The sequence below is a fragment of the Halocatena pleomorpha genome, assembly GCF_003862495.1.
Taxonomy (GTDB): Archaea; Halobacteriota; Halobacteria; order Halobacteriales; family Haloarculaceae; genus Halocatena; species Halocatena pleomorpha.
In genome coordinates this window covers 39829-58991 of record NZ_RRCH01000014.1, presented here as the reverse complement: position 1 = coordinate 58991, position 19163 = coordinate 39829, and the positions used below count along the sequence as shown (strand labels likewise).

16 protein-coding genes and 1 pseudogene are annotated in these 19163 nt (G+C 56.4%); 8 read left to right on the top strand and 9 right to left on the bottom strand.

Annotation, left to right across the window (positions count from 1 at the left end):
- The first annotated feature begins 208 nt into the window (after positions 1 to 208).
- From EIK79_RS19240 to EIK79_RS06795, 3 genes and pseudogenes are all read left to right on the top strand, one after another.
- Positions 209 to 1878 (top strand): annotated as a pseudogene (locus EIK79_RS19240) (ABC transporter substrate-binding protein).
- Positions 1879 to 2007: 129 nt separating this feature from the next.
- Positions 2008 to 3024 (top strand): SGNH/GDSL hydrolase family protein, encoded by a 1017-nt coding sequence (locus EIK79_RS06800; protein ID WP_124954373.1) that lies wholly within the window; start codon positions 2008 to 2010, stop codon positions 3022 to 3024.
- A 153-nt stretch (positions 3025 to 3177) separates the two neighbouring features.
- A complete protein-coding gene (locus tag EIK79_RS06795) occupies positions 3178 to 4383 on the top strand; it encodes a cytochrome P450 (protein WP_124954372.1) in 1206 nt (401 codons plus the stop codon).
- Between the two features lie 103 nt (positions 4384 to 4486).
- On the opposite strand, the gene EIK79_RS06790 is transcribed toward EIK79_RS06795, so the two are convergent.
- Complete coding sequence (locus EIK79_RS06790) at positions 4487 to 5920, bottom strand: FAD-binding oxidoreductase (RefSeq protein ID WP_124954371.1); 1434 nt, start codon at positions 5918 to 5920, stop codon at positions 4487 to 4489.
- Between the two features lie 507 nt (positions 5921 to 6427).
- On the opposite strand from EIK79_RS06790, the gene EIK79_RS06785 reads away from it, so the two are divergent.
- From EIK79_RS06785 to EIK79_RS06775, 3 genes are all read left to right on the top strand, one after another.
- Complete coding sequence (locus tag EIK79_RS06785; RefSeq protein ID WP_124954370.1) at positions 6428 to 6658, top strand: hypothetical protein; 231 nt, start codon at positions 6428 to 6430, stop codon at positions 6656 to 6658.
- Positions 6659 to 6817: 159 nt separating this feature from the next.
- A complete protein-coding gene (locus tag EIK79_RS06780) occupies positions 6818 to 7687 on the top strand; it encodes a universal stress protein (protein WP_124954369.1) in 870 nt (289 codons plus the stop codon).
- Positions 7688 to 7756: 69 nt separating this feature from the next.
- A complete protein-coding gene (locus EIK79_RS06775) occupies positions 7757 to 8824 on the top strand; it encodes a CNNM domain-containing protein (RefSeq protein WP_124954368.1) in 1068 nt (355 codons plus the stop codon).
- Between the two features lie 184 nt (positions 8825 to 9008).
- Here the strand turns inward: EIK79_RS06775 and EIK79_RS06770 are convergent, their stop codons facing one another.
- The 3 genes from EIK79_RS06770 to EIK79_RS06760 all read right to left on the bottom strand — a co-directional run bounded on the left by EIK79_RS06770 (position 9009) and on the right by EIK79_RS06760 (position 12763).
- Complete coding sequence (locus EIK79_RS06770) at positions 9009 to 10346, bottom strand: glycerate kinase type-2 family protein (RefSeq protein WP_124954367.1); 1338 nt, start codon at positions 10344 to 10346, stop codon at positions 9009 to 9011.
- 115 nt (positions 10347 to 10461) lie between these two features.
- Positions 10462 to 11856, bottom strand: coding sequence for a dihydrolipoyl dehydrogenase family protein (locus EIK79_RS06765; RefSeq protein WP_124954366.1), 1395 nt, complete (start codon positions 11854 to 11856; stop codon positions 10462 to 10464).
- Positions 11857 to 12001: 145 nt separating this feature from the next.
- Complete coding sequence (locus tag EIK79_RS06760) at positions 12002 to 12763, bottom strand: DUF4396 domain-containing protein (RefSeq protein WP_124954365.1); 762 nt, start codon at positions 12761 to 12763, stop codon at positions 12002 to 12004.
- A gap of 39 nt (positions 12764 to 12802) precedes the next feature.
- On the opposite strand from EIK79_RS06760, the gene EIK79_RS06755 reads away from it, so the two are divergent.
- Both EIK79_RS06755 and EIK79_RS06750 read left to right on the top strand, forming a co-directional pair.
- Positions 12803 to 13153 (top strand): hypothetical protein, encoded by a 351-nt coding sequence (locus EIK79_RS06755; protein ID WP_124954364.1) that lies wholly within the window; start codon positions 12803 to 12805, stop codon positions 13151 to 13153.
- A 128-nt stretch (positions 13154 to 13281) separates the two neighbouring features.
- The gene (locus EIK79_RS06750; RefSeq protein WP_124954363.1) at positions 13282 to 13962 is read left to right on the top strand and encodes a hypothetical protein; all 681 of its coding nucleotides are present in this window, start codon (positions 13282 to 13284) and stop codon (positions 13960 to 13962) included.
- Positions 13963 to 14124: 162 nt separating this feature from the next.
- Here EIK79_RS06750 and EIK79_RS06745 read toward each other — a convergent pair whose 3' ends face one another.
- From EIK79_RS06745 to EIK79_RS06725, 5 genes are all read right to left on the bottom strand, one after another.
- Positions 14125 to 15279, bottom strand: coding sequence for an ABC transporter ATP-binding protein (locus EIK79_RS06745; protein WP_124954362.1), 1155 nt, complete (start codon positions 15277 to 15279; stop codon positions 14125 to 14127).
- A gap of 99 nt (positions 15280 to 15378) precedes the next feature.
- Entirely contained in the window at positions 15379 to 16023 is a 645-nt protein-coding gene (locus tag EIK79_RS06740; protein WP_124954361.1) for a DUF624 domain-containing protein, read from the bottom strand.
- Positions 16020 to 16883 carry a carbohydrate ABC transporter permease gene (locus tag EIK79_RS06735; RefSeq protein WP_124954360.1) on the bottom strand — a complete coding sequence of 288 codons (864 nt, stop codon included), beginning with the start codon at positions 16881 to 16883 and terminating at the stop codon, positions 16020 to 16022. Before EIK79_RS06735 ends, EIK79_RS06740 begins: the two co-directional genes overlap by 4 nt.
- Entirely contained in the window at positions 16880 to 17788 is a 909-nt protein-coding gene (locus EIK79_RS06730) for a carbohydrate ABC transporter permease (protein ID WP_124954359.1), read from the bottom strand. The genes EIK79_RS06735 and EIK79_RS06730 overlap by 4 nt, the downstream gene beginning before the upstream one ends.
- On the bottom strand, positions 17788 to 19101 hold the full coding sequence (locus EIK79_RS06725) for an extracellular solute-binding protein (protein ID WP_124954358.1): 1314 nt from the start codon (positions 19099 to 19101) through the stop codon (positions 17788 to 17790). Before EIK79_RS06725 ends, EIK79_RS06730 begins: the two co-directional genes overlap by 1 nt.
- Positions 19102 to 19163 lie beyond the last annotated feature (62 nt).

Below are 19163 nucleotides of genomic sequence, written 5' to 3'. Positions count from 1 at the left end.
TGCCGACTACTCTGTGACGATGTATTGTGTAACTGTTCGTATCACTGCTGATCAGAACACCGCCATTTTGTCGTCATCTTTTGCAATATTCGCAATATTTATTATCGATCGTATGTTCGTGGACGACATGTTATCACAAAACAGTCGTAGCGATACCAGCAACACGATCAGTCGGCGGAAGCTGCTGGTGGCCACTGGGGCATCCGGTATGGCTGTGCTTGCTGGTTGTACGGGCAATTTGAGTGGTGACAGCGATGGAAGAGGTGGAACCAGCGACGCTGCCCTCATCAACGCATACAACGGAAACCCGGTGGATCTCCACTTCAATTCCTACGCCACGCAGAACTACTGTTGGCCGGCTGGCCGCTGTGTATTCGCACCGTTCTTGAAATACTCGTTCAACGACGACAAGTTCCTCTATGGTGCACTCAGCGATCTCAAGATTTCCGATCAGGAAACCACAGTGACGTTCCGTGACGATCTGACGTGGGACGACGGCGACGAATGGACGACCGAGGATCTCGATGTCCAACTCCAGTTGGCGAAGAAGGCCAGTAGTTCTCTGTGGGGCTATCTCGACAACTACAAAATCGTCGATGACAAGACTGCCCGACTACGTCTCTCGGGATCAACGAACCCCCGAATCATCAAGTTCGAGCTCACGAACTTTTTCGTCGATGTGAAGGCCCAAACTCACGAACGATGGCTCGACGCGTCCGAATCGGAGTTCCTCCAGTGGGCGTGGGAGGATCCTGTCGCCAGTGGGCCATTCTCGTTCGTTAACAAAGATCGTCAGGCGTTCGAATTCGAGCGTAATAAGCACTTCTATAAGTCTGATAATGTGAATTTCAACACGTATCTCATCGACAACGAAGGGGGCGCTACCGCTCAGCACCAGGCACTGATCTCTGGCAGGGAGATCGATGCAGCGACGAGTGCGTTCGTGCCGCCAGAGATCGAAAAAAGTTTCCCGATCACGTGGTAGAGGTCAACATTCCTGCGAAGTGGGGGTACGGCGTCGTGTTCAACCATGACGATCCGCATTTCGGTAAACGTGCAGTTCGGCAAGCGGTCGCCCACGTCATCAATCGACAGCAGATCGTCGACAACGCCGGGCCGCGCTCGAAATTCGTCAATCAGATTCCCTGTGGGATCGCGCCCAAAGATCAGGAGTACTGGCTCGGTGACTGGATGAGCGATTTCGAGACGTACGGGCCCAAGTCAAGTCAAACCGAGAAAGCCACCAAACTACTCCAAGACGCCGGCTACTCCAAGCAGAACGGCACGTGGACAGACTCGGATGGAAACGCCATCAGCGGAGAGTACTACTCGCCGGCGGGGTGGTCGGACTGGACGACGATGACCAGCACGGTTATCGATCAACTGAACAACTTCGGCTTTGACTTCTCGATCAGCACGCTGCCAACGAACGACTGGTTCAGTCGCTACTCGGACAGCAACTTCACGATGGGGAGTCTCTACTGGCTGCCGGGGGGCTCACGGTCGACGTTCCCATATTTCCCACTGTACTACCAGCTGTGGGAATCGGAGATCGGTGGCGGGCACAACTACCGGGAGAAAGCCAAATCCGAACAGACGATTCCCGGACGAGACGGAGGCGAGATGACGATCACTCCCTTAGAGGAGACCGAGAAAATCGCACAGCAACCCAGTGATGACAAGTCACGCCCGTTCGTCCAACGAGCTGCGTGGCACAACCACATCGAACTCCCGTTCCTCGGACTCGTCTCAAAATACGAACAGTCGTGGGTGACAAACGACGAATGGACGATTCCGAAAAAAGAGAGCACCAATTGGCGCGTCAAGTGGCCACAGTTCTGGTGGATTCACGAGGGTGAACTCCAATATGATGGGTAACTCCGCTGGATGGCAGACGATGACTGCGCGTCTTCAGTTCATGCTGTTGGCGAGAGACAAACTAAAACGGCCGGGCGAACGAGGCGATAGGAAGTCCACGGGTTTCCCTGAACGCCGGAGCGGAACTACATGGACATAGCGAAATACCCCTCAGTTTCGCTGCACAACGTCGCGGAAACGGTACCTGCAGAGTGGGCGAACGACGCCGATCGATTGTGTCGGGTACCCGCCACGGTGGGAGAACGCCTGAACGAGGTCGCCTGCGAGCGCGTTCGGCATCCGACCGGGAGTGAGATCAGGTTCGTTCCGCGCTCCGAGAAAGACACGATCGAGATCACGCTCTCGGCGGTCGAACGAACGCGGGTTCGAACGTTCTGGGGTTCGTTCCAGCCGTGGGAACCGACTGCGATCGGTCCAGAACCCAAGACACTCGAACTAACCATCCCGGATCGTCTCACAGAACTCACCACAACTGAGACAGGACGGTTCGATCCCCACGTCTGTCGAATACTGTTCGAGCGATTCCACGCAGTCGCCGTTCACGACATTTCCGGCAGCTGTCGCCCTCCCGCTGCTACCGAACTACCCGACAAACGATATCTCGCGTACGGAACGTCGATCACGGAGGGAGCGGCGTCGTCAGCGACCCATATGAACTATGTCTCACACGTTGCCCGGAACTGTGGGTATGACGCACTGAATTTCGGGTGTTCCGGGTCGGCCTACTGCGAGTCTTCGATGGCGGAGTACATCGCAACCCGAGACGATTGGGACGTGGCGACGCTCGCGCTCTCCGTGAATATGGCGAATACGGGCGGATTTTCACCTGACGAGTTCGACGAGCGCGCCGATACGTTCGTCAATACGATTGCCGAGGCGCATCCCGAAAAACAAATCATCTGTGTTACACTATTTCCGTACTTCGACGATGTGACTGAATCGGGTGATTCTGAACACGCCAACGCGTACCGAGACGCACTACGCTCTATCGTTGCTGCATCCCCCCATGATACCCTCTCACTCATTGACGGAACCGAACTGATGCCTCTCTCCGGATTGACAGCTGATCTTCTTCATCCGGGAGACAAAGGAATGAAAGCCATTGGAGACAGCTTAGCAAAAGTATTTGATAGTGATCAAACCTGATTCCGAGACCGTCCGACAGGGGGTCCGGGCTTGACGTCCAGTCATTGAGTGTCGATCGTTTTCAATAGTCTCGAAGTATCGTCATAATATATTATTGATGGAATAACTGTATGTTCTCAACGCTTATTACTCGATAGAGCGTCTTTAAATTCGATGAGCAACGAACCCAGCACGTCCGGCGTGTTCGCCCGTCAGCCTGCGCCATTGCAGGACCGAGAGGGACGCCTCGATCCCTTCGATTGGTATCAGAAAATGCGCGATGAGCGTCCGGTCTCCTACGACGAAGAACGACGTGCGTGGGACGTCTTCAAGTACGATGCCGTGCGGACCGTGCTCTCAGATTATGAAACGTTTTCCTCGGATACACCACCCGACGACGATTCGGGGGCGGACGATTCCAGTCCACTTTCGGCGTCGATGATCAGCGTCGATCCGCCAGAACACGAGCGACTGCGGCAGTTTGTCGACGACCGTTTTCAGCCGGACGCTATCCGCGACCGTCGTCCGTACATCGAAACCGTTGCCGAATCGTTGCTTGACGACATCGAAGGGGAGACGTTCGACATCGTCTCGGCGTATTCGTTTCCGCTTCCGGTCATCGTCATCGCGGAACTGCTCGATATCCCCGCCGAGCGTCGTGATGAGTTCAAGCAGTGGTCCGACGCACTGGTTGCTGCCCCGCGAGAGCAAACTGAAGAAACCCTTCGGAAAAACGAACAGCACCGGACGCAATCAATAGCGGAAATGTCGTCGTTCTTCCGAAACGCTTTGACGGAACGCCGGGGCAGCGACCGAGACGATCTCGTCACACTTGCCGCGAACGCCGAGGCACTCTCACCGACCGAGCAGCTCGGATTCTGTATTTTGCTACTCATTGCGGGAAACATCACGACGACGAACCTCATCACGAACGCTATCTGGAGCTTTGCCGAACAGGACATTCTCCATGCCGTTGCGTCGGGGGCTGTCGACCGCAAACAGGCGATCGAAGAGGCGCTCCGATTCCGTTCACCCGTCCAAGCGATGTCTCGCGTCGCAACTGAGGACACCGAAATCGACGGTGTCGAGATCGCTGCGGATGAGCGCGTTACGGCGTGGATTGGGTCCGCCAACCGCGACGAGAGCGTGTTCGACAATCCAGACGAATTCCTGCCTGAGCGATCTCCCAATCGACATATAGCGTTCGGGACTGGTGTGCATTACTGCTTAGGTGCACCCCTCGCACGACTTGAGGCCGGTGTCGCGCTCTCGACACTGTTCGACCGCTACGACACCATCGAACTGCGCGATGACCAGTTCCAGCCAGTGAGCAGCCCGATCGTGTATGGGCTGGAGTCCCTGCCGCTCCACGTCGAATAGTACGGAGTGCACCGACCGAGTAGTCTCACTCCATCTAGCTTCAGCGATGAGCCACGCCGGTTCGGTCGTGTACAATCGGGGTTCGTCGGGATGATTCGGCTTGTTAATCGCCATCGGTGTCGGGAGCGATGTATTGATTCGAACGAAACAGGTTCTCAGGATCGTATTCGGTCTTCACCTCCACAAGCCGGTCGTAGTTTCCGCCGAAGATGGCCCGACCGGGATCCTCGTTGAATCCCGGAAAGTTTCCGTATCCACCCGATGCCGCCTCTAGCCGCCGCACTTCGTCGATACCCTCCCGAACCCACGCGACGTTTTCATCGTTCATGTCTGGATCATCCCAGTTGGCCTCAAAGGTAAGCATGAAATCCTTATCTCGGTGCCAGAAAGCTGTCGCGTCTTGGGTTCTGGCGCTGATCGCGCCACCGAGATGCCAGAGATCGACAGTTGACAGTGCTGATGGGCTTTCATTGCCGTGATGAACGGCGAAATCGAGCAGATCGTCGGTGAATTCGTCTACGTACGTCGCCTTCCAGTAGTACTGACGCCCGTCCGGATAGTCGGCATCGAGCAGCGTCTGCAACTCCGTATACGGCATTCGTCCACTGAAGTCGACGATCGGATCAGTGATCGATCGGAGCGAGTGAAATTCCGCTTCAGCGTCGTCGATCGCTCCGACATAACAGCCCAGAACTCCGACCGCCGGTTCACCCCATGCTTCTTCTGGAAACTCCTCGGTGTCAGGGACGAACAGATAGAAGGGGAGGACGCTCGCGTTCTCGGAGGCTGAGCCGGCGTACTCACGGAACTGCTGGAAGACTTCGACAGCGTTGTCTCCATGATGAACCACGAAAAGACCGAACACGTCGGGACCGACAGCATGAAGCCGGTATTCGAACGACGTAACGACGCCAAAATTTCCGCCACCACCGCGTAGTGCCCAGAACAGGTCCTCGTGTTGATCGTGATCGGCTGTCAGAACCGCTCCGTCGGCCGTAACGATATCAACGGATTCGAGGCTGTCACACGCCAATCCGTGTTTTCGTCGGAGGTGGCCGACGCCGCCATTGAGGGTCAGTCCAGCGATTCCGGTCTTCGATACGACGCCCAAGGGCGTTGCCAGCCCGAAGACCTGCGTCTCTCGGTCAACATCACCAAGAGTCGCTCCACCGCCGGCACGAACCGTCTTCTCTTCAGAATCAACGCGGACACCGTTCATCTCGGAGAGATCGATGACGATACCACCATCACAGAGAGCAGTCCCTGCGACGTTGTGCCCGCCACCACGGACTGCGACGAGCAGGTCATTGTCTCGGGCGAAATTCACTGCCTCAACGACATCAGCGACGCCGGTACACTGGGCGATTATCGCTGGGCGCTTATCGATCATCCCGTTCCAGATCTGCCGGGCTTCGTCGTATCCGTGGTCGTCGGGACGGATCACCTCGCCCCGGAATCGGTCGATAAACGTCTGGCTCGCTTCGTCCGGAATCGCCGCAGCGATTTCTTCCGTTGAAGGTGGACCTGCTTCGGGCATGATCAGTAGTTTGGATACGGGACGGCAAAATCACATATTGGATAATTAGTTATTTTAGATATTATTATAGTCCATATGGATTTGTTGATACCATTCTCAGGCAATCGGTTGGGTCACCACTAGCCCCAATCCTGTCCGATTGGCGTTTTTCTCGGCACAGAATCCACGGGTCCGAGTGGCCGTCGGTAGTCGAGCCAACGACTTCGATGAACCGATCACCGTCACCCTACCGGTACGGTGAACTGATGGATTCCATCGTAACAGACTATATCAACTTAGTGAACAATAGTGTGCAGCGTGGTATAGTACTATAACCAACATATAGAATGGTTGGTTCAAAACAGGGATAGATGTCTTACACGCTCAAGCTAACCCGGTGGGTTGGCAGTAAGGGAAGCAGGCCACGCAGACGAACGCTACCACGGATTCATATGAAACGGGGTGGCTATCAGTTACGGCAGAGAGCACCGAAGTATATGGTGCTACAGCTATGAGATGTACGTGTCAATGGACGATATCCTCGAACTCACGGACGTAGTCGCAGAGTCAGAAATCGAAGGCGCTATTGTATGGCTCCTCCGCCTCATCGGTCTTCTCGCTCTCCTTAGTGGTTTCGGGCTCTGGTTGCTAACGGACATGGGGCTTCTCGTCGTTCCACTCGCTCTGATCATCGGTGGTCTCATCTTGCTGATTGTTCCGGGGCTTTTACTGTCACTCGCGGAAGTAGCAGGGGGCTAATGGGTGTCTCGGCTACGGCTGGTTCCTGATTGCCGATTTCAGTTGCGATACAGATAGGAACCAATCGGCGGATAAGGATAGGACGCCGCGATCAGTAAATACCACCTCAATGAGGAATAAAACTATTTAGGGCTTGGCTGTCGTAACATTTCACGATCGATGTACGAGAACATCCTTCTCCCGTTCGACGGTAGTGACGGAGCGGCGTCGATACTCCACCACACGAGCGAAATCGCCCACCGAACTGACGCCACCGTTCACATCCTCTATGTCGCTGATACGAGCCGTGACAGCGCCACTGTCGTCAACGGTCGGGTAGTCGATGGTCTCGTTCAACAGGGTGAAAAGATCGTTGATGAGGCGGCGAAGACATTACACACACTCGGAGTGACGCACGACACCGATGTCGTTCAGGGCAATCCGGCTCCGACGATCGTCGAGTACGCCGAGCGTTATGGGCACGATTTGATCGTGCTGCCCACTCATGCCCGCGAAGGGATCTCACGCTACCTCATCGGGAGTATTTCTGAGAAGGTTGTTCGGCTCTCTTCTGTCCCTGTCCTCACAGCACGGATGCAACCCGATGAGCAACTAAAATTTCCCTACAAGAAGATTCTCCTTCCAACGGACGGAAGTACTGCAGCAACTCGCGCCGCCGCCCACGGGCTCCTGCTTGCGGCGTCCCTCGACGCAGTCGTTCACGTCCTCTCCGTCGTAGACGAGACAGAGGTCGGTCTGAGTGTTCGGTCTGTTGGTACCGAACAGGACAGCGAACAGGTTGCACTCAACGCCGTCACGGACATCATCTCAGAGGCAGAGGAATATGGGATTGGGGATACGGTACAACACATTGAACGCGGGACGCCTGTCGAGGCGATCCGTGACTGTATCGAATCGAACGATATCCACGCTGTCGTGATGGGAACGACAGGAAAACACGGAACCGATCGAATCCTGCTTGGAAGCGTGGCTGAAAAGACGGTTCGTTCTGCGCCGGTTCCGGTCATCACCCTCGCAGAGTCAGAGTAGCCCCGACTCTCGTGAATACAGTGATGATTTCCTGGGCTTATTTAGTCTCCACCCCAATACACACAGTTGATGAACTCGGTTGAAATCGGACTTCGTCTCGTTGTGGGACTGCTTCTCATTTTGTCAAACGGGTTTTTCGTTGCGATCGAGTTCGCGCTCACCCGAGCGCGACAGTTCAGCGAGGAGGAATTCGTGGGGGACGGTCACCAGGCGTTAGAACGAGCGTGGGAGATGACACAGAATCTTGAGATATATTTGACAACGTGTCAGGTCGGCATTACGGCGTCGAGTATCGCGGTCGGAATCGTCGCTGAACCCGCGTTAGCAGCCATCTTCGAGCCACTGTTCGAAAACACGGTGTTGGCAGCTATTGGCTTAGGGGGGATCATCGCGTTTCTCATCATCAACCTCCTCCACTTGACGCACGGGGAACAGACGCCGACGTACCTCGGTGTTGAACGGTCACGAATGGTGTGTCGATACGGCGCGACACCACTGTACTGGTTTAACCGGACGATCTCCCCGATCATCACACTCGGTGACTGGATCGCGAAATGGACGCTTAAACTATTCGGCATCCAAATGACTGGCGCGTGGCTTGAAACCGAAGAAGACGTTATCGAGTCCCGGGCCGAACTGCGGAACCGACTCGGGTCGCTTCTCGACGAGGGCGACCTCTCCGAGGAACGCCGAAACGAAGTAATGAATGCACTCGTTATCGGTGAGCGACCCGTTCGTGAGGTTATGATCCCTGCAAACGATATCATCGCCCTCTCTACAGAAGACGATATCGAAGAGAACTTCCGTAAGATGGAGGAAAGTCCGCATACGCGCTATCCACTAGTTGGTAGCGAGCTGACTGCGTTTCACGGAATCGTGTATTTTCCGATCTTAGTCAGGTACCGTGACGAACTGACAGGAGACGATATTGACTTCACGAAGCTAGCAGCTCCGCCGATGACCCTTTCGCCGGATGTCGACGTGAGTGACGCTATCGATCAGTTCCAAACCGAAAATCAGGAACTCGCACTCGTTATCGAGGACGGCGAGGTTCTCGGGATGGTCACCGTGACGGATCTTCTGGAGTCGGTTATGGGTGATATCGAGGACCCGATCGACACGGAATACGTAGAGTAGCCGACTAATACGTGCGTGAGATCCTGATATTTGATCAGCGATGTGAGTCTGCTGTCGAAGAGAACAGTACTAGACATCCAATCAGGATCGCTGGTGACAGAAGGTTGCGACCCTAGAGTCGGTTGGGAGGTCCCTGCCGCCGGCCTGAAACGCCGACGCTCTGGCGTGTACCCTGGATGCGGAATTATTCGTCACAATCATCGTCGATAACGATGACCTGGATGTCGTTGACGTTCGTCCCTGTCGGCCCAGTGTGTACCAGCGCTTCTGCGGCGTCAAGAAACGGATACACGTCGTTGTCCGCAAGCGCGGAACGAGCAGCCTCGGGCGGTGTCGCCGTTTCGCTATCGACGATAGCCCCAGCAGCGTCCGATGCGCCGTCTATACCGTCTGTATCGACGCTGGCGACGACGGTATCTGCATCAGTCAGTTCAAGACTTCCACTCAGTGCAAGCTCTTGGTTCGGTCCCCCATTTCCGTCTCCTTGTAATGTAACGGTCGTCTCGCCACCCGCAAGCACGACTGCGGGGGGAGCGACCGGTGTTCCCGTCGCCCTGACCTCCTCTGCAATAGCGATGTACGTCTTCGCAACCTCACTCGCCTCACCCCGCACTCGTGAAGAGAGAACGATCGTTTCGTATCCTCGTTGTTGAGCCTCCTGACGAGCGGCTTCTACTGCAGTCCGCCCGCTCGCAAGGACGTATTCGTGGACGGTTTCGAAAAACGCCGCCCCCGGATGGGGGGTCTCCGGAATCGTTCCGTCGACACCAGCTGCGAGATGTCTGTCAACGCTTTCAGGAACGGACAGCCTGTACGCATTGATGATATCGATCGCGTCTTGGAACGTCGACGCGTCCGGGGTGAGCGGCCCGCTGGCGATGATATCGGGATCGTCACCGACGACATCGCTGACGATCAGTCCCACAACAGTCGCCGGAGCGGCAACCCGAGCGAGTCGTCCGCCTTTGATCTTCGAAAGGTGCTTTCGAAGGACGTTGATCTCGTGGATCGTCGCTCCACCGGCTAGCAGTTCGTCGGTGACTGCTTGGAGGTCAGCTAGTGAAATCGTATCGGTCGGGGCCGCTAGGAGTGCGCTTCCGCCGCCAGTGATGGCCGTCAGAATGAGAGTCCGTTCATCAGCTTCCTCAGCCAGTTCGAGTAGTCGTTTTGTCCCTTTGACGCCGCCTGCGTCTGGAACAGGGTGGTTCCCTTCGAACATCGTTACACGAGCCGTCGCCGTTGGATCGTTTGTCACCACGACGCCACCGGTGAGATGATCATTAAGCAACGGTTCCAATACATCGGCCATTTGTCCGGCCGCCTTGCCGCCTCCGAGGATCAGCACCTCCGAATAGTCGTTCAAATCGTATGAGTCCTGCCTGATACGGAGGGTGTCGTCCGTTACTGAAACTGTGTTTTTGATAACGTTTCGTGGGTGTGCAGCCGTGATTCCTGATTCGATACATCCGAGCGCAACATCGTGGGCCGGCGTTGTGGTCAGTCCTGATCGATTCTCGATCATCCTTCGGAGAAAGGATCGATGGGAAGAAAAATGTATCTCTGTAGCGTACCGGTATGTGACGACCGTGAACGCGCCCGTTCATCAGCGCGTCCCGTATCCGTCGTTGACAACGAGTTCAAATACCGGACGGGGCGACATCTCGAACATCTCGGAATGCCCCTTGAACGACCTCCGACAGCGCAGGATGGACGTGGATCGTTTCAGCGATCGAGGTGGCGTCAGCACCGGCCGCGACAGCAGTACTCACCTCGTGGATGAGCAGTGACGCGTGCGGACCGATGATGTGGAAGCCGAGCACGTCCCCATCGTTTCCAATGATGGCCTTCGCAAATCCGACATCGGCTTCTAAGACTGCGCCGAGGGCTGTATCGTCATACGCGAACGTGCCGATTTCATAATCGCGGCCACTGTCTTGGACTTCTGACTCGGTTTTGCCGAGGCTAGCGATCTGTGGTGCTCCGAAAATGGCGTGAGCCATCCCAGGATATTCGACGGGCTGTCGGTTCCCGTTGACTGCGTTCTCAACGACGTACTCGGCTTCTTTGTCACCCGAGTGTTTGAACATGTAGTTGCCCGCGATGTCACCGATGGCCCATACTCCGTCTGTGGAGGTCTCCAAATACTCGTTCGTCTGGACGAAACCCGTATCGGTCGTCCTCAGATCCGCCGCCTCGACGTTCCAACGATCGGAGTTCGGTCTGCGACCGGTAGCGACCAACAGGTGGTCGCCCACAACCTCGATCGCGTCCCCCTCGTCGGACTCGGCAGTCACGATCTTTGTACCCCCATCTGATTCGAACCGCGTCGCCGTGTAGCCCAAATGGAGTTCGTGTTTATCATCATACACAGCAGTCAATCGCTCAGCGATGTCCCGGTCTTCACGGTCAGCGAGCACCTCCCCGTGACCGACGATGACGACATCCGTCCCCATCGCGCCGAAGAAGTGGCTCATTTCCACCGCGATGTACCCACCGCCGACGACGACGAGCCGGTCGAATCGCTCTTGGACGCGAAGAGCCTCGGCGCTAGTCAAAAACTCCACGTCGTCAATACCGTCGATCGAGTCGGAGAGCAACGGTCGTGAACCACCCGCAAGCACTATTTTCTCAGCGGTCAAGAGGTCTCCCTGATTGTCAGGACCTACTTCAACCACGTGCTCGTCGACAAATCGGCCATCTGTCTGGTAGAACGTGATGTTATCGTTTTCACGGGCGCGCTCAGCCTTGTGTTCCGCCGCTTCGGTGATGGTGGTAGTAACCGTATCGACGATGTCTGCGAACGCAATACTATCCAGCGACGCGTCGATACCGAAGGAATTCGCTTGCCGTACCGTCTCGACGATGTCTGCGTGATGAATGAGCTTCTTCGAGGGATTACAGCCTCGATTGAGACAGGTACCGCCGAGCCGGCCACGCTCGATGAGCGCCACATCGAGTCCTGCGTCGGCTGCCGCAGACGCGACGACGTTGCCCGTCCCGCCACCGAGTACAATGAGGTCATGGCTCCGCATAGGACTACATACTATAACCACCGTCAAGAAGCTCTGTGTTGCTAAGACCAGTGTGGCTACGCCGTCAAGCGATTCGTGTTTGGTCGTCTGTGTATTGATCTTCCACACTATTCGGTATCAAGAAACGAATAGTGCTGCTACCTGCTCAGGACATCTTCTGTGGGTTCATCATGCCTTCTTTGACGCCGACGGCGATCAAGCCCGCATTGACCGGGTAGGCAGCGATGAATCCGATGGACAGCGAGAACGCGAGTGCCATCCAGAACAATACGCTGGTGATGCCCGCGGTTCCCGCCACAAGGAGATCGGTCGTGATCGCGGCGATTTCCATGATCGTGATACTGGGTGTTTCGCTGAGAAGCGCGTCTTTGGCGGCTTGCACGAACGATTCGCCCTCCTGCATGAGTGGTCCGATATTGAGCGCATAGCCAAAGAGATAGGCGAAGCCAAAGGTGATTGCCACAACCCACAGCGTGCTGAGGGCGAGAATTCCCTGTGCAATCGTAATGCCGACGATCTCACCCGCCCCACAGCCAGAGTAACAGTGTGAATCCGAGCGGAGTCCACGCCGCCAGAGCGAATCACGACTGATCTGTGTCCGGCCCGCATACCAGTAAATTGCGAGTCCGAATGGACCCGAGTACAGCACAGTGAGCGTCCAGACGAATTTCATCAGCGATGGGAGTGCCTGATTGCGCTTTCTGATATCCCACCACAGGACGCCGACAGACAACACCACCAGTAGTATCCAGGTACCAAAGACGATCTGATTCGAAAGGATCGGCTTGAGAATCGCTCTGGCTGGTGCGAATGCTTGTTCGAGTTGCTGGCCGAACGCGCTGAGCCGACGCAATGCCCCCGATTCTTGAAGCACGATCGTGCTGTGGCGGTGGATCAACGGAGACATAGACCGAACTGATATTCGGCACTCAACGGAATAACGATAGTGCTTGCGCAGTCGAACGGTGCAGATCAGCCGTGGATCGATCCCGAACCTCAACACAAAAAAACACAAGCAGAAACAACAAAAGCACAGCGTATGATCGGGCTGAACACACCAAACATCGTACCAGAACTGGTTTCGAATTTCGTAGTTCGACGCGGTGGGATCGGGATCACGCTTGTGGTAGTTGGTGGCTTGATAGTAGATCGCACTAGCGCGGTTCAAGTGTTACGCGGCGGTACACAGTGCACGATGAAAGCGTTTCTCCAGCTGATGATTGGGACAGGAATGGCGTTGTTCGGAGCTTTGTTAATTTATCAATCATTTACCTTGCAGTTACCGAGTCCGGTTTAGTTAACGAGACGCTGTACCACCGTTCTGCACGGATTCCGTCCCGACTCAGCTAAGGAGTACCGGCGTACGGACACCAAACACAGAGCACGAGGGTACACTTTTCGGGGCCGACGGCGTAGGAACAAGATATGAGCACTGTCGAGACCCAGGGGTTATTCGGTCTCTCAAGTCGTGAAGCACGGATCATCGGTGGCGCAAGCGCCCTGATGGCGATCAACGCCCTATTGATGTACGTCTTCGTCGTGACGCCACTCGCAGCAATCAACAACTACCTGTTTGCGGTTCCGATTATCGGCGTTCTGGTGTACGGCGCAGCGATCGTGGGCGGTGAGGTGATTGCAGAGCGGGGTATCAATAGCAACAACGTGGGTCTTGCCGTGGTTGGACTAGTGATCTTGCAACTCGCCTTCGGAATCTTCGGGGCAGGGGTGCTCTCGATCGCGCCTCGGGAGCGTCAATTGCTGATCCTCATTGTGACTGCGATCATCGTTGCCATGCTCACCGCGGTGATTTCGGGCTACGTTTACGCCCGGTCGAAGACGTTCGAGAGTTGGGGAACCGGCGCTAACTACTCGTTTCTCGGCGGTGTCGTGGCGATTGCGATCGGAACAGTCTTCCCGCCCGTCCTGATTGTGGGTTTCTTCCTGATCTTCCTCGGCTTCCTGCTCCGACTCGGGTGGGAAGTCTGGCAGGTGCGTGATGAACGAAACGCCTCCGTCGCACTGCAAACGATCGGCGTCTACATTGCGGTCGCTGGTGTGTTCGTTCACGTTCTCCAGTTGGTGATGCGAGTGGCGGCTCGACGATGAAAGAACGACACGTAGCAGCCACGAAGACCGATCCGAGTGCGGTGCTTAGAGCTGACAACTGCTATCCCTGACACGTGACTCACCGTATGCGTGCGGATACCAGTTCCGTGTTCGAGTTCAGAACACGCCGCCCCAGGGCGTTTGAACCCCGAACGTCGTCGCTCAGGTGGTCTTTTCGGACTCAGTCTGAGCTTGGGGGACAGCCGTATCGCTCGATCCGGTGAGCAGATTTTCACCGGACGCGTCGAAGAGGTGAACGTCGTCAGGGTTAAACGCGATATCCACACGGTCACCGACGGTCGGTTTCAGGCCGCCAGACACCCGAACACGACACTCCGATCCCTCGATATCCAAATAGATGAAATTGTCGCTCCCCGCTACCTCGACGACATCAACGACCGCGGTGATCGTGTTGTCACCGCTTGCGTCGTATGTGATGTCTTCGGGCCGAATCCCGAGTTCGAGACCGGTTGTTGCGTCCGTGTCGGAGATCGTATCGACGATCGCGGACGGGAGTTCGTACTCGAACCCGTTGCCGAGGAGCGTCGTTCCGTGCAGTTCGACATCGAAGAAGTTCATCGCTGGGCTGCCGATGAAGTCCGCGACGAACCGGTTTGCGGGTTCGTTGTACACCTCTTCCGGCGGGGCGAACTGCTGGAGTTCACCCTCGTTGAGAACGATAATCCGATCGCTCATCGTCAACGCTTCGTGTTGGTCGTGAGTGACGTAGATGGTCGTCGTTCCAAGCTCTTCTTGGAGCCGCTGGAGTTCCGTCCGCATGTGGACCTTGAGTTTGGCGTCGAGATTCGATAGGGGTTCGTCCATCAGGAAAATCTTCGGATCGCGGACGATCGCGCGACCGGTCGCAACGCGCTGTTGCTGTCCGCCCGAAAGGTTCGCCGGTTTGTCGTCCAGTTGGTCTTCGATGCCCATCATCTCCGCTGTTTCCCGAACCCGCTGCTTGATCTCCTCGTCGGGAAGCTCTGTCGTCAGTTTCAGTCCGTAGGACATGTTCTTTCGAACAGTCATGTGGGGATACAGTGCGTAGTTCTGGAACACCATCGCAATCCCACGGTCTTGGGGTTCGACACCCTTGATGCTCTCCGAGCCGATCCGAACGTCGCCACCGGTGATCTCTTCGAGACCGGCGACCATGCGTAGTAGCGTCGATTTGCCGGACCCAGAGGGACCGACGACGGTGATGAACTCGCCGTCGTCGATGGTGGCGTCGAAGCTATCGACCGCGACGAAGTCGTCGGAGTACACTTTCCGCACGTTCTCGAACGTTACCGATGCTGCGTCATTCGTTTTACTCATTTTGAAGCTCCGTTAGTTCGTAACTACCGTCGGTTCTACCCGATCCTCTCGATTCACCCGTTTCCAGGGCAGCGATTCGGTGTCGGTCGGCACATCCGGTCATCGATCAACCACCGCCGTCGGTGCCGGTGTGTCGGTTTCGGAAACGACCGAGATGAACTCGACGTGAAGCGCGAACGCGACGCCAGCGAACAGCAACGCCACCGCGACGGTCAACAACGACGTGATGACGAACAGTACGCCCGTTACGACGCCGAGCGCCACCGCGCCGACCGCGTGGCGGGCGGTCCAGAGAACGCCGTCCGTGAGCGCAGAGGGGGCGGATTTCCCCGCTGCGAGACCGAGTAGTGTCGGAACCGACACGAGCGATGCGTACAAACCGGCGTACGCACAACAGAGCCCGAGCAGACCGGCGGCGACCGTTCCGCTTGCAAGGTACGCGAGCACGTAGTTCCCTGCGATCACGAACAACACCAACGGGACGAATCCGAGCAGCGTCGCATGAACGGCCTGTTGGCGAACGGTCGCCCAGACCCCACCCCGATCGATTCCCGCGTGATCGTCGTCCCGGAGTGACAACACGGCCCGGTACGCTCCGACAGTCGCAGGACCGACCGTCACGATCGGCAGCGACGCGAGAAACCAGACGACGCTGATCGAGACGATGGACACGAGGTGTTCCCAGACGAACCGTCCGGTCCGCTTGATGGAGGCGTACATCGGATCGAGGTTCGTCTCGGTCATTTCGTCGTCCCCTGCATTTCGACGGCCCGGACGAGCTGCTTTTGCATGACGAGGAACAGGATCAGCAGCGGAACCGAGGCGATGACTGCGGACGTCATGATCACACCCGGTTCGGTGACGCCCATGTTCTCTTGTAACGTCACCAGCCCGATCGGCAGCGTGTACATCGTCTCACTCTGAAGAATCAACAGCGGCCAGACGAACGAGTTCCACGTCCAGATGAAAATGAACAGTCCGAGCGCCGCGAGTGCCGACCGCATCAGCGGCAGTACGATGTGGGTAAAGATTCGCAGGCGCGAGAACCCATCGAGGCGAGCGGCTTCTTCCAACTCCTCAGGAAGGTCTTTGAAAAACTGGACGAGCATGAACACGCCGAGCGGGTTGGCAGCACTCGGAAGGACGACACCCCAAATGGAGTTGACGAGACCGAGTTCACTCACGATGATGTACACGGGAACGAGGTTGATGATACCGGGCACCATGAAGCTCGCCACGATAACCCCGAAGATCACGCGCCTACCGGGCCAATCGAGCCGGGTCAGCGAATACGCGATCATCGCGTCGACTAAGAGGACGACGAGCGTCGTGATCCCGGCGAGAATGATCGTGTTGCCGGTCCACTGAACGACTAGCGAACTCGTGAGGAGGTAGTCATACCAATGCAGCGTTAGATCCCACGGGATTAGATGCGGGACCTCTGAATATACTAGCTCGCGTGTCATGAACGATGTCGCAAACATGTACCAGTATGGGACGAGGAACAGACCCGCCGTTCCGTACAGACCGACGTACAAGGCGATGGTTCGAAGGCGGTCGCTCGACAGCGATACGTTCCCGAGAACGGATGATTCGGTGCTCATTGATCATCACCTGCGAGGAAGTAGTAGTTGGTTGCCGAGATAGCAATCAGGATCATAAACAGGACGTAGCCGACCGCAGCGGCATAGCCGAACTCCCGGCCGGTAAAGGCCGTCTCGTAGAGGTAAAGGACGATTGTCGTCGTGGAGAACGTTGGTCCGCCGTTGGTCATGATGAACGGCTGACCGAACACCTGAAAGGAATTGACAAAGGTGACGATGACGACGAAGACGAGCGGGTTTCGCATCTGTGGGATCGTGATGTGGCGCATCATCTGCCCCGTGCTCGCCCCGTCCAGTTTCGCCGCTTCATACAGTCGGTCGGGAACGTTCTGGCGCGCGGCCAGAAGGATGATGAAATTGAATGCCAACTGCCACCAGATCGTTGCGATCGCGATCCCCGGCATCGCAAGCTCGGGAGATGTCAACCAGTTCCCCCCACCGATGTGGTAGGGAATCAGTCCCGAAGCGTTGAACAGTTCCGTCCAGAGAAGCCCGACGACCGCGACGGTCAACACGTACGGACTGAAAAAGATCGTTCGCAACAGCCATTTGCCTTTCACGTCACGGTTGACGCCGAGCGCGAGCAACAGCGAGCCGATGATGATCGGCGGGACTGTCAGAAAGACGAAATAAAGGGTGTTCCACAGCGCGTTCCAAAAGTCAGGGTCAGATAGCAGAATCTGGTAGTTCTCAAAGCCGATGAACTGCGATTGGGCCGGGGCGAGCGCGTTCCAGTCGTGGAGACTCATGTACAGCGCGAGCACCAGCGGGCCAAAGAGGAACGTTCCGGCAATCAGGATGTACGGAAGCGAAAACGTAGCTCCCGCAATCCACTCGCGTGTCATCGACTTCGAGCGGTCGAGTCCCGATCCGTCTGCGTCAGTCTGTTGGGTTGATTGTGCCATTATCTTCTGTTGAATGCTTGTTCGACGCCGTTCACAGCGGTTTTGATCATCTTATCGGGAGATATGTTCCCGGCGCGCATGTCATCGAGGGGCTGATAGATCGCTTCAGTGTACTCCTCGACGTTCGGCGTCGCCGGCGGCCGAATGAACTGATCGTTGTTCACCATATCATGAAACACTCCGAGCGTCTGTTCCCACGTCTTCGATGTCCGGAGCGAATCGCTTTTGAGCGCCGCCTTGCTGGCAGGAAGGTGACCGGCTTTCCGTCCCCATCTGTCGTTGAACTGTTGGGAAAGCAAGCGAATGGTCTCGATCGCGTTTTCGAGGCGCTTCCGGTCGCGCTCTTCGCTCTGGGGAATGATCAGTGTGTGGCTGTCACCGATCGTAACGGGATTGTCTGCGCCCGGCATGACGAACGGTTTCGTCATACCGAACTCGAACCCTACCTCCCGGACGACGGTCACGTGCCACGTCCCGTCGATCCTCATCCCGAGTTCACCCCGGTTCCACGCCTCCCACCCCGCTACCGGATCGACGGGTGCCCACCCGTGTTTGTGGACCCAGTCGTGCATCTCCTGAACGACTGCTCGACCGTCTGGCGTATCGAACGCGGGTTCGTAGTCGTCGGTCAGAACCTTGCCACCCCGACCGTGAAGCAACATCCACATCGTTTCTGCGTGATACTCCCCTTCGGGGAAATCGAACGCGTAGTAGTCGGTGTTTTCGATAATCGCAGCAGCGGCTTCCTGGAACCGATCCGGCGTGTTCGGCGGCTTCTCGGGATCTAATCCGGCTTCTTCGAAAATCTCCTTGTTGTAATAGAGTCCCAACGGATGGGTATCGATCGGAACAGCGAGTTGTTCGCCGTCGACCATTCCACCCTGAGCAACGTCCGTGAGGTACGGCTCCGTGCCGATCTCGTCGGTGACCGGCACGAGATTGTCCTGATATTCGTTCATCATCCGCGAGTGCATCACGGCGATGTCCGGCGGATTCCCGCCGACCATTGAGGTATACAGACGGCGATAGTGTTCGTCCCACGGAACCCGCTGTCGATTGATCTGAAAGTCGTGGTCGCCGCTGTCGTTAATCTCGTTGACCATCGACTTCATGACTGCGCCGTCACCGCCGCTGAACAACGTCCAGTACTCGATGCCGTCCGAGGAGCTACCGACGAACCCTGTGCAGCCAGCGAGTCCGGCAAGCCCGACAGCACCCGCTGCTCGCAACAGCCCCCGACGGCTCGTGTAACTCTGGCTGTCCCGACCGCTCGAACGGGAGCGTGGTCTCTCTCTTCTGTCACCTGCTCTCATACAACAGCACCAATCAAACATATACATATATATTTTACTTCTATTGTCGTTTTCATGTTTGA